Origin of the sequence: Nocardia sp. NPDC057668 (assembly GCF_042799795.1) — a bacterium.
In the GTDB taxonomy this organism is placed as follows: Bacteria; Actinomycetota; Actinomycetes; order Mycobacteriales; family Mycobacteriaceae; genus Nocardia.
Genome location: NZ_JBHVIC010000001.1, coordinates 770,554 through 782,011 on the forward strand (window position 1 = coordinate 770,554; position 11,458 = coordinate 782,011).

10 protein-coding genes are annotated in these 11,458 nt (G+C 68.7%); 7 read left to right on the forward strand and 3 right to left on the reverse strand.

Annotated features, from left to right (window positions below; translation table 11 throughout):
* Positions 1-38 precede the first annotated feature (38 nt).
* The 3 genes from ACFVBH_RS03685 to ACFVBH_RS03695 form a co-directional block, all read right to left on the reverse strand.
* Positions 39-1,211: an acyl-CoA dehydrogenase family protein gene (locus tag ACFVBH_RS03685; protein WP_378999497.1), complete on the reverse strand. Its 1,173-nt coding sequence runs from the start codon at positions 1,209-1,211 to the stop codon at positions 39-41.
* Entirely contained in the window at positions 1,208-2,395 is a 1,188-nt protein-coding gene (locus tag ACFVBH_RS03690; protein ID WP_378999499.1) for an LLM class flavin-dependent oxidoreductase, read from the reverse strand. The genes ACFVBH_RS03685 and ACFVBH_RS03690 overlap by 4 nt, the downstream gene beginning before the upstream one ends.
* 238 nt (positions 2,396-2,633) lie before the next feature.
* On the reverse strand, positions 2,634-3,977 hold the full coding sequence (locus tag ACFVBH_RS03695) for an FAD-binding oxidoreductase (protein WP_378999501.1): 1,344 nt from the start codon (positions 3,975-3,977) through the stop codon (positions 2,634-2,636).
* A 145-nt stretch (positions 3,978-4,122) separates the two neighbouring features.
* On the opposite strand from ACFVBH_RS03695, the gene ACFVBH_RS03700 reads away from it, so the two are divergent.
* The 7 genes from ACFVBH_RS03700 to ACFVBH_RS03730 all read left to right on the forward strand — a co-directional run bounded on the left by ACFVBH_RS03700 (position 4,123) and on the right by ACFVBH_RS03730 (position 11,433).
* A complete protein-coding gene (locus tag ACFVBH_RS03700; RefSeq protein ID WP_378999504.1) occupies positions 4,123-4,617 on the forward strand; it encodes a cupin domain-containing protein in 495 nt (164 codons plus the stop codon).
* Positions 4,618-4,786: 169 nt separating this feature from the next.
* The gene (locus ACFVBH_RS03705; protein WP_378999506.1) at positions 4,787-6,469 is read left to right on the forward strand and encodes an ABC transporter substrate-binding protein; all 1,683 of its coding nucleotides are present in this window, start codon (positions 4,787-4,789) and stop codon (positions 6,467-6,469) included.
* Positions 6,466-7,455, forward strand: coding sequence for an ABC transporter permease (locus tag ACFVBH_RS03710; RefSeq protein ID WP_378999508.1), 990 nt, complete (start codon positions 6,466-6,468; stop codon positions 7,453-7,455). The genes ACFVBH_RS03705 and ACFVBH_RS03710 overlap by 4 nt, the downstream gene beginning before the upstream one ends.
* Positions 7,456-7,510: 55 nt before the next feature.
* On the forward strand, positions 7,511-8,371 hold the full coding sequence (locus tag ACFVBH_RS03715) for an ABC transporter permease (protein ID WP_378999510.1): 861 nt from the start codon (positions 7,511-7,513) through the stop codon (positions 8,369-8,371).
* The gene (locus ACFVBH_RS03720; RefSeq protein WP_378999512.1) at positions 8,368-10,194 is read left to right on the forward strand and encodes a dipeptide ABC transporter ATP-binding protein; all 1,827 of its coding nucleotides are present in this window, start codon (positions 8,368-8,370) and stop codon (positions 10,192-10,194) included. Before ACFVBH_RS03715 ends, ACFVBH_RS03720 begins: the two co-directional genes overlap by 4 nt.
* The gene (locus ACFVBH_RS03725; RefSeq protein WP_378999514.1) at positions 10,191-10,958 is read left to right on the forward strand and encodes an SDR family NAD(P)-dependent oxidoreductase; all 768 of its coding nucleotides are present in this window, start codon (positions 10,191-10,193) and stop codon (positions 10,956-10,958) included. Before ACFVBH_RS03720 ends, ACFVBH_RS03725 begins: the two co-directional genes overlap by 4 nt.
* A gap of 49 nt (positions 10,959-11,007) precedes the next feature.
* Positions 11,008-11,433: an ester cyclase gene (locus ACFVBH_RS03730; protein WP_378999516.1), complete on the forward strand. Its 426-nt coding sequence runs from the start codon at positions 11,008-11,010 to the stop codon at positions 11,431-11,433.
* The last annotated feature ends 25 nt before the right edge of the window (positions 11,434-11,458 follow it).

The following is an 11,458-nucleotide window of genomic DNA, read 5'->3' on the forward strand; positions in this document are numbered from 1 at the left end:
CGGCCCGGAGTGTCGACAGGTGGTGCGGTGGTGGCGTATTACGCGTCCGGCCGTAGCACCGAACGCCCGGCGCCGAGCACGGCGGCGTCCTCCTGCGGGGGATGCACGCGCACGCAGAGCGCGTCGCGCAGATGCCGTTCGAGCGGGTTGTGCCGGGTCAGCGCGGCGTTACCGAGAGCGGCGACCGCGGTCTCCACCGCGGCGATCACCGATCGCGCGATGAGCACCTTGACCACCGATAATCGCTGCGCCACGTCGCTTTCCCCGGCCGCGAGGCGGTGCAGGGCGCCGAACAGCAGGGTCTCGGCCTGCACGATCTGGGCTTCGATCTCACCGGCCACCCATTGGATGCGTTCGGTATCGGCGATCGGCTTGCCGAGTGCGGTCGGTACACGATCGCGGGCGTAGTCGGCGAAGGCCGCGCGGGCCGCGCGCGCCACACCGACGTACAGCGCCGCATGCCCGAAGGAGGCCGGGCCGGCGGCAGCCGCGGGGTCCCGGTAGACGCCGTTCTGGAACGGGATCTCCGAGAAGTTCCGGTAGGGCACTGCGACATCGGCGTAGGTGACGTCATGGGTATTGGAAGCGCGCAGGCCCAGGTGATCCCAGGTGTGGCGCCAGGTGATGCCGTCCGCGTCGGCGGGGACGATCAGATGTCCCACCCGGACCGGAGTTTCGTCGGTCACCACCCACACGAGGTGGTAGGACAGCGCGGTGCCGCCGGTCGCGAAAGTCTTGTGCCCATTGAGAACCCAGCCGTCGGCGGTGCGGCGGGCGAGGGTGGCGGGCAGGCCGCCACGTGCGGGCGCACCCAATTCGGGTTCGGCGCGGATCGCGTTGATCAGGACCGACTGTCCGGCCGCGCGACGCACCAATTCACGGTAGAGATCTTCCGGCCAGTTCCCGGCCGCGGTCTGCGCGAGGTGAGCCGCCAGTGTGTTCGCGACGATCAAGGCAACCGACGGGTCGCCCTCGCCGATCGCGATCAGCAGTCGCGCCACCTCGCTGTGATCGAGCTCGGGTCCGCCGTAGCGTGCGGACACCGTCGCGGTGAGGTACCCGCCGCGTTGCACGGCGCGCAAGCCGGCCTCGGGAACATCACCGCTGCGATCGTATTTCGCTGCCGTGGAGGCGATTTCCGCCGTCAGAGCGGCCAGCGCGGCCGGTGAGGTATCGGGGACGGTCAGCAACGGACCGGTGGTGGCGGTCACGAGCGGCCCGCCGTGGCCAGCGCGCCCGGATGATCGGCCTGCAGGGTGCCGCGCGTACCGGTTCGCCTACGATGTTCGAGTTCCTGCCGGACCAGCGGCAGGATGTAGCGCCCGTAATCGATGACATCGTTGAGGGTGTCGTACCCACGGATGGAGACCAGGTTCGCACCGAGGTCGATGTAGTCCAGGATGGCGGCGGCCACCGTCTCCGGGCTGCCGACCAGGGCCGTGGACGCACCCGCGGCATTGGTGACCGCGGCGGTCCTGGTCCACAGCGCGCGGTCGTAGATCTCTTGGCGGCGAGCGAATTCCAATGCCCGCCGGGAGCCGACATTCTGTGGTTCGGATCCACTCACCGTGCGGTACGCGCCGCGTTCGAAGGTACGGGCGATGCGGTCGGCGTAGTCGTGTGCCTTGGCCCATGCCAGCTCGTCGGTGCGGTCGATGATGGGGCGGAAGGTCACCCAGATGCGCGGGCGGTCGGCCCGCCCGGCCGCGGCGGCTATGGCGTGCACCCGCTCGATCTGGGATGCGATGTCCGCCAGTGGTTCTCCCCAGAACGAGAAGATGTCGGCCTTGGCGCCGCCGATGTCGAACGCGGCATCGGACTGTCCGCCGATCGAAATCGGAATCGAGGTGGCGTAGGGCGGGAAACCCGGCCCGAAATCGTCGAATCGATAGTGCGTACCCGCATACGAGAAGGGCGCCGTCTCGGTCCACGAACGCCGCAGGACATCGATGAATTCACCGGTGCGCGCGTACCTTTCGTCCTTGGTCGAGTAGTCGCCCTGCCGAGCCTGTTCGGCGTCGTTGCCCCCGGAGATCACGTGCACCACCGCGCGGCCCTCGGTCAGCTGATCCAGGGTCGCCAGTTGCTGTGCGGCGACCGTGGGGAACACCGTGTTCGGCCGGACCGCGACGATGGGCTTGAGCCGCGCGCTGAGCTGTCCCACCGCGGAGGCGAGCACGAACGAGTCCGCGCCGGCGGAGCCGTACGGCAGCAGCGTGGCGTCGAATCCGCCGTCTTCCAGTGCCCGCACGTAGCGCCGCACGAACGGCAGGTCGATCCCCCGGGTCGGTATCGGCTCCAGTTCGGTCGAGGCGTTGGCGTGGGTGAGGCTGATGAACTCCACCTCCGTCGCCGCGGTGCCCGGTACCGCGTTCGATTCCGCATCGGCAGTCATGGGATTCCTCTCGGCGAACAATTATCGATAAATCGTCATGCTAGGGAGACCGCACCCGCGGAAACCAGGGTTCTCTTCAGGTATTTCGATTCGGATAGCCGATCATCACCGATAGTCGAAATACGTTGCACGCATTCGGATCCGGTAGATCGAAAGGGTTTCCGAAATGCCGTATCGACTATTCCGACATCACCTGTCGAGCCGTCACACAACCCGCTGACCTGGTTGTCAGGCGTGATCAGTAGGCTTTGCCCGGGTTGAATATTCCCGCCGGATCCAGCGCTCGCCGGATGGCGTGCTGTACCCGCAGGGAATCCGCTCCCTGCTCCCGTTCGAGCCACTGTCGTTTGAGCACGCCCACACCGTGCTCACCGGTGATGGTGCCGCCCAATTCCAGGGCCGCGGCGAAGATTTCCGCCGCGGCCGACTCGGCCCGGATGCGAGCCGCGGAATCGTTGTCGGGTATCACGATTATCGGGTGCAGATTTCCATCCCCGGCGTGGCCGAACGTGTAGATCCGGCTGTCGTGTTCGGCGGCGATCGCGGTGATGCGGCGCACCGCCTCGGCGATCCGTGAGCGGGGCACGGCGATGTCCTCGATGAGCGCGCGGCCGTGCCGTTCCAAGGCGGGCAGCGCCGCGCGGCGGATCGCCAGGAGTTCGTCCGCGGCCTCGCGATCACTGCCCACGTCGATTCGAGAGGTGTACCGCCGCAACACATCCACTATCAGATCGGCTTCCGCGCGGGCACCGAATCCATCGGTCTGCGCCACGAGGAACGAGCCCGCCGCCTGCCCGCGCACACCGAGCAGGTCTTGCGCCTCGCGCAGCGATGCCGCGTCGAGCAACTCCAGCATGGCGGGCCGCACTCGCGCGGCGAGCACTTCCGTCGCGGCGGCCGCCGCCTGCTCGACGTCGTCGAAATACGCGGCGATGGTGACGGTATCGATCGGAGCGGGGTGCAACCGCACCACGGCCTCGACAATGACCCCCAGGGTGCCCTCCGAGCCGGTGAACAGGCTCGTGAGATCCAGTCCCGCAACGCCTTTGGCAGTGCGACGCCCGGTGTGCACGAGGGTGCCGTCAGCGAGCACGACACCGAGTCCCAGCACCGCCTCACGGGTCACGCCGTATTTGACACACCGAAGTCCGCCGGCGTTCGTGGCGATATTGCCCCCGATGGTGGAGATGGCAACGCTCGCCGGGTCGGGCGCATACCGCAGACCGTGCTTCGCGGCCGCCGCGTCGAGCGTGGCCGCACTGACCCCGGCCTGCACCACCGCCAGCTCATCGACCGGCGATATCTCGAGAATTCGGCGCAGTCCGCTGACGTCGAGGACCAGTGAGCCCGCCCCCGCGCTCGCGCCACCGGCCAATCCGCTGCCACCGCCCCGGACCACCACCGACAGTCCCCGCTCGGCCGCGAAGGTCACCGCGCGGCGCACATCGTCGACATCCGCGGCGACCACCACCAACTCCGGCGATCCCGGCGGCTCGTATCCGGATCTGTCGACGCGATAGGTATCGGGGACCTGCTGCCCGCTCAGCACGGTTCCGGAAAACGACGGTAGATCGAGGGTCATCAGGTACTCCTCTCCGAAGGCGAGCAAACCCGACCCCGCGGGCACGGTGAAGCCTTGGAATCAGGGCAATCCCAACGTCTGCGCATCGTGCGCGGGCGGGCGTACCATCGCCGATCACCATCCCGTCCGAGAGCGAAGGCAGAACATGACAACACCGGGGCAGCAACAGAATTCGGACTCCGAAGCATCCGAGTGGCGTGAACACGGGGTCCGGGTCGTCAAATCCGGGGAGCTCGATCCCAACACCGCGCAGACTCCGGGCATGGATCGCGCCGCGGCGATCAATGCCGCGCGCGTGGGTGCGCAGCGCATCTGGGCGGGCACCGTCACGATCCACCCGGACGCGAAAACCGGTGCGCATCACCACGGTGCGCTGGAGAGTGTCATCTACGTCGTGCGCGGGCGCGCGCGCATGCGCTGGGGAAATCAGCTCGAATTCGTCGCCGAGGCCGAACCGGGCGACTTCATCTTCGTCCCGCCGTATGTCCCGCATCAGGAGATCAACGCCAGCACCGACGAACCGCTGGAGTGTGTCCTGGTCCGCAGCGACAGCGAAGCGGTGGTGGTGAATCTCGATATCGAGCCGGTCGAAGCGCCCGAAACCGTGCACTGGGTGGACCCGATTCATCCGCACCCATGATCCGCGGTCCGATCGAAAATTCCGATCACTGTCGATAACCGAATTCGATCGTACGAATTGAATTCACGTGATCGCAAATGATTGACCCGAATACGTTCGGCGGGTTGAGTTTTCATCGGTCGGCGGGGTGTCGGTTCCGGCCGAAATCACACTTCTACGAACGGATGAAATGTCTACTCACGAAGAGGCCGATCGTCCGGCCGCACGCCCCCGAATCCGTTCGCGCCGGCGGCGCAACATCTGGATCGCCGCGGGAGTCGCGGCCGCGGTGGCTCTCGCGGCGGGTGTGGTCGCCGGACTGTCGAACAGCGATGCCGAGGACACCGGGACGATCACCAAGGACGGCACGCTGGTGTACGCGGTCGCGGGTACCCAGGTCTCGCTCGATCCCGCCGTCGCGGCGACCGCGGTCACCAGCCTGGTCAATCGCAATATCTTCGATTCGCTGGTGGCCCAGACCGGTCCGGATTCCTTCGACGGATGGCTGGCGGATTCGTGGACGATCTCGCCGGACGGGCGGACCTACCGGTTCGCGCTGCGCGAGGGGGTGGCCTTCCACGACGGCACACCGTTCACCGCGGACGCGGTGCGGGCCAGCCTGGATCACATCGTCGATCCGAAGACCAAGTCCGCGTACGCGGCGTCATTGATCAGCGCCTATCAGGAGACCCGGGTCATCGATCCGCTCACGGCGGAAGTCGTGCTGAAGCAACCCTTCACGCCGTTCCTCCAAGCGCTGTCCACCCCGAGTCTGGGCATCCAGAGTCCCAAGGCACTCGCCGATCCGACCTACCGGCCGGTGGGCACCGGGCCCTTCGCCTTCGAGAGCTGGGAGCAGGGCAAGGCCGAGACGCTGACCCGATTCGACGCCTACCGCTGGCCGGCCCCGGGCAGCGCGCATTCCGGCGCGGCGCACCTGGGCAAACTGGTGTTCCAGTTCATCAGCGAGGACGCCACCCGGTACGGCGCGCTGACCAGCGGTCAGGTGCAGGCCATCGGGGGTGTGCCACCGGTCTCGGCGGACGACCTGGGCAAGCGCGAGGACTTCACGCTGCATTCGGATGAGACGCCGGGTCTGAACTACAACGTGTACCTCAACCAGTCGCGCGGACCGCTCACAGATCCGGTGGTGCGCCGTGCGCTCACGGCGTCGGTGGATGTGGCCAAGCTGGTGAAGAGCATCTACTTCGGGCACTTTCCGGTGGCGGACAACGCGATCAGCGAGGTGACCGCCGGATACGATGCCTCCGCCCGCGACGACCTCACCCGCTACGACCCCGACAATGCCAAGCGGCTGCTCGATCAGGCCGGGTGGAACGCCACCGATTCCGAGGGCTTCCGAGTCAAGGACGGCGCACGGCTGTCACTGGTATGGCCCTACTGGCCCGACGGCACCCGCGAGCAGCGTGATGTGGTGGCCGACGGCATCCGGGCACAGGCCCGCGCGGTGGGTATCGATATCCAGCGGCCCACCGTCGACACCGGCACCTATGTCGAGAAGTATCTGATCGGCGGCGGTTACGACCTGGTGGATGTCAGCTTCGCCCGGCCCACCCCCGATGTGCTGCGCTTCGCGTTCTTCTCCGCCAACACCTACGCCAAGGCGGGCGGCAATGTGGCGCTGGTCAATTCACCGCAGCTCGACTCCTGGGTGACCGGGGCCGCGGCCACCACCGATCCGAAGCAGGCCGCCGGGAACTACTCCTCGGTTCAGCACGAGGTGCTGAAGCAGGCGTACATCATTCCGATCTACACCCCGGTCAGCCTGACCGGATACGCGAAGTCGGTGCGCGATCTGACCTTCGACGCGCAGACCTATCCGCGGTTCTACGACGCCTGGCTCTCGGCGTGAGCTGGTTGCCCGCGTCCCCGAGGTGGCCGCCCGCACCCCTGCGGCGGCTACCCGAGCCGCTGCGGTGGCTGCTCGGCCGCCTCGTGCTCGCGGTGCTCGTGATCTGGGCCGCGGCCACACTGACTTTCGCTGGGCTGCAAGCTATTCCGGGCGACCCGGCGCGAGCCATCGCGGGCGGAGTGGCGGCGACCAGCTCGCCGCAGGTCCTGGCCCAGATCCGGGCCGAATACGGGCTGGACTCGCCGATCCATGTGCAGTACGCCCGATTCCTCAGCCGCCTGGCCCACGGCGATCTCGGCACCTCCTACCAGCAGCATCGACCGGTGCGCGCGCTCATCGCCGAACAGCTGTGGCCCACGGTCGAACTCGCGATCGGCGGGCTGGTGCTCGGGCTGGCGATATCGGTCGCCGTCGCGGTGTTCACCGCACAGCGACCCCGCGCGCGGTCGGCGGCCCGCGCGGTCGAGTTCACCGCGCTGTCCATGCCCACCTACTGGGTGGGTTTCGTGCTGCTGGCGCTGTTCTCGTTTCATTGGCAGGTGTTCCCGGTGGTCGGGGAGACCGGCCTGCGCGGACTGGTACTGCCGTGGCTCACCCTCGCCGTGGCCGTGGCCGGGGTGCTGTCACAGGTCACCAGAGACGGGCTCGAGCACGCGCTGGAGCAGCCGTTCGCGGTCACCGTGCGGGCGCGCGGAGCGAGCGAGTTCCGGGTGCGGGTGCGGCACGCGCTGCGGCACGCGTCCGCCCCTGTGCTGACCCTCTCGGGCTGGATGCTGGGCAACCTGCTCGGCGGTGTGGTCGTGGTGGAAACCGTCTTCGCGCGCCGGGGCCTGGGCCAATTGCTGGTGGGCGCGGTTCGCGGCCGCGACTATCCGGTGGTGACCGGCACGGTGGTGCTCACCGCCGCGGCGTTCGCGCTGATCTCGATAGCACTCGACCAGCTGTACCGGCTGGTGGATCCCCGCATTCGGGAGGTGGCGCGATGACCGCACCGGCCCAGCGCTTCCACACGACCGGCCCCCGACTTCGCGAGGTGACCCGATGACTACGGCCGTGGGAGCAGGGCGGGCGACGCTGATTCGCCTGCGGGACCGGCATTCCCTGCCGCGACCCGGTCGGCTGGTCGCCGCGACGGTGCTGGCGCTGGCCGCTGTCGCGGTCATCGCACCGCAACTGCTGGCCGGCTCGCCGGAGTCGATCGATCCCGGCATCGCCCTGCAATCACCGAACGGCACACACCTTTTCGGCACCGACTGGCTGGGCCGCGACGAGTACGCGCGCGTGGTGTACGGCGCGCGGGCCTCGCTGCTGGTCGGGGTCGGGTCGACGCTGCTCGCGACCGTCGCGGGCCTGCTCTGGGGACTGGGCTCGGCGCTGGGCGGTCCGGTCGCCGATCAGATCGGGATGCGGCTCGCCGATGTGCTGCTGGCGTTTCCGACCATTCTGATGGCGCTGCTGGTGGTGGCGGTGCTGGGTCCGGGAACCGGCAACGTGGTGCTGGCCATCACCATCGCGCTGACACCCGGTTTCGCCCGGCTGGTCCGGATCCGCACCCATGAGGTACGCCGATTGGCCTATGTGCGTGCGGCACTGGACCTGGGCATCGCGCCGTGGCGGGTTACCTGGCGCCACATCGTGCCCAATGTGCTGCTGCCGCTCAGTGTGCTGGTGGTGATCAACATCGGAACCGCGATCATCATCGGCTCGTCGCTGAGTTTTCTCGGGCTGGGGCCCGACACCGCGGTCCCGGAATGGGGCACGATGCTCGCGCAGTCCCGGAACTATCTGTCGGCGGCGTGGACCCTGGCGCTGTTCCCCGGGCTGGCGATCACCCTCACCGTGATGTCGATCAGTGTGGCCGGTCGCGCCCTGCGCGAACGCGTGGACGGAGTCACTCAATGAGCGAACCGCTGTTGTCGGTACGGGATCTGTCGGTGGCCTTCGGCCGCACGGTCGCGGTGCGGTCGGTCGATCTGGAGGTCGAGCGGGGCCGGTGTGTGGCCCTGGTCGGCGAATCCGGGTCCGGTAAGAGCGTGACCGCGCGGGCCCTGGTCGGGCTGGCGGGAGCCGATGCGCGGGTGCGTGCCCGCGAACTGACCCTCGGCACGGACGACCTGCGCGGCGCGAACAGCGCGCGCTGGCGGCGAATCCGGGGCCGCCGTGTGGGTTTCGTGCTCCAGGACGCGCTGACCTCCCTGGATCCACTACGCAGGATCGGCTACGAGGTCGCCGAACCGCTCGAGATCCACCGGCTCGCCACCGCCGACGACCTCGACGACGCGGTGTTCGGCCTGCTGCGGCGCGCCGGCATCGGCGATCCGGAGCGACGCTGGCGGCAGTATCCGCACGAGCTGTCCGGGGGCCTGCGCCAGCGAGCGCTGATCGCCTCGGCGCTGGCGGCCGGGCCGGAACTGCTGATCGCGGACGAACCCACCACCGCGCTCGATGTCGTGGTGCAGCAACAGATTCTGGCACTGCTGTCGGAACTGCGGGCGGCCGGGACCGCGGTCCTGCTGATCAGCCACGATCTGGCGGTGGTCGCCGAGTCGGCGGACACGGTCGCGGTCATGTACGCCGGGGTAGTCGTCGAGCAGGGACCGGCCGAGGTGGTGCTGGGCGCGCCCGCCCATCCGTATACCGCCGAGTTGCTCTCCGCCGCACCGCGACTGGACGGGCCCACGCTGGTCTCGACCGCGCCGCGTTGGGCCGAACCGGCCGAGACCGGATGCCCGTTCGCGCCGCGCTGCCCCCTCGCCGGCGATGACTGCCGTACCAGCCTGCCCGAACCCGTCCCACTGGCCGATGGGCGCTCGGTGCGTTGTCTGCGCCCGGGCCTGGCCACGGCCCCGGTCGAAGTGGCGCCCGCGCCGCCCGAACCGGCCGCGGCGCTGGATGCCGTGCCACTACTGGAGTTCCGAGCGGCGGCCAAGCTCTATCGCCTGCCCGGCGGCGGCCGCGCCGTGGGTCTGGAACCGGCCTCGTTCACGCTACGTCCCGGGGAAGCCTTGGGCGTGGTCGGCGAATCCGGTTCGGGCAAAAGCACATTGGCCCGGTTGGCGCTCGCGCATCTGGCACCCGACAGCGGGGAGGTGCTGCTCGACGGCGCGCCCTGGTCGCGGCTGCGCGAGCGCGAACGGCGGCCGCACCGGCATCGGATCCAGCTCATAGACCAGGATCCCGTGAGCGCCTTCGATCCCCGGCACGCGGTCGCGACGATCATCGGCGAGGCACTGCCGCGGACCTGGTCACGGGCCGCGCGCTCCGAACGCGTCGACGAACTGCTCACCGACGTCGGGCTCTCGCACACACTGCGCGATGCCCGCCCCGCACGGCTGTCCGGCGGGCAGCGCCAGCGGGTGGCCATCGCGCGGGCCCTGGCGGCCGCACCGGATCTGATCGTGGCCGATGAGCCGGTCTCCGCACTCGACATCACCATCCAGGCCCAGATTCTGGACCTGTTCGACCGGGTCCGGCGGGACAGCGGAGCCGCGCTGCTCCTCATCTCCCACGATCTGGCGGTGGTGCGCAGGCTCTGCCGGCGGGTCGCCATCGTCCAGGACGGCAACATCGTCGAGATAGGTGATACGGCAGCGGTTTTCGCACATCCGCAGCACGCCTATACCCGGCAACTGCTCGCGGCCGTCCCGCGACCACCGGTCCCGGCCACAGCACCTGAACTCGCACTTTCGACGCCCGAACATTCACTCTCGAAAGGAATCGCATGACATCGACCGATGACCCGCGGGTCGCGATCGTCACCGGCGCCGCGTCCGGTATCGGCCGCGCCACCGCGGAACTGTTCGCCGAGCGCGGATACCGGGTGGTCGCCGTGGACGTGGACGAGCGCGGACTGGCCGGGCTGTCCGGGAATCCGGTGACCCTGAGCGGTGACGTCTCCACCGAAGCGGTGAACGTGGCGGCGGTGCGCATCGCCCTGGACCGGTTCGGCCGCATCGACACCGTGGTCCTCAATGCCGGGACCGGTGGCACTCCCCCGCTCGAGACACCGGGGGCGGTCGATGCCGCCGACCGCATCTTCGGGGTCAATCTGCGCGGGCCGATTCACGGTCTGCGAGCCGCGATCCCGGCGCTGCGCGCGAGCGGCGGCTCGGCGATCTTCACCGCCTCGGTGGCGGGTCTGCGCGGTGATCCGGGCAACTGGGCCTACAACGCGTCCAAGGGCGCGCTGATCAACCTGGTGCGCGCGTTCGCGATCGACTACGCCGCACAGGGGGTGCGGATCAACGCGCTCGCGCCGGGCTTGACCCGCACCGGCATCACCGCCAATGTGCATCAGGATCCCACGCTGCTGGCCGCCATCGAACGGCGAATTCCACTGGGCCGCTTCGCCGAACCCGTCGAGCAGGCCGAAGCCATCTGGTTCCTGGCCTCGCCCGCGGCTGCCTACATCACCGGCACCACCCTGGTCGTGGACGGCGGGCTGGACGCCAACCTCGGCATCCTGCCGCTGCCCGGCCAGGGCTTCTGACCCCCTTTCGATTCCCGATAGTTCGACAACCCGCACGAAGGAGCACAGGATGACCACGATCTCTGCCATCGAGGCCAACAAGGCCGCGGCCCGGCGGTTCTACGACGAGGTGGTTTCGCAGGGCAAGCTCGAGGTGCTCGACGAGATCATCGCCGAGGACGGGCGCGACAGCGCGGTCCCGGCCGGGAACATCAAGGGCCGGTCCGGATTCGTCGAGCACATCACCTGGCTGCGTGAGAACGTCGAAGGCGTCACCGCCACGGTCGACGATCTGATCGCCGAGGACGACCGGGTGGTCGTGTACTGGACCATCGACGGCATTCAGCGCGGTGAGATCTTCGGTGTGCCGGACCGGGGCGCGGGCCGCCGGTTCACCGGGGTCAGCATCAGTACCATCCGCTTCCGCGACGGCCGCATCGTCGAATACGGGGTGCTGCCGGATCGGTACGGCATCATCGCCCAACTCGCCCGCTGATTTCGGGAACAGCGAAGCCCGGCAC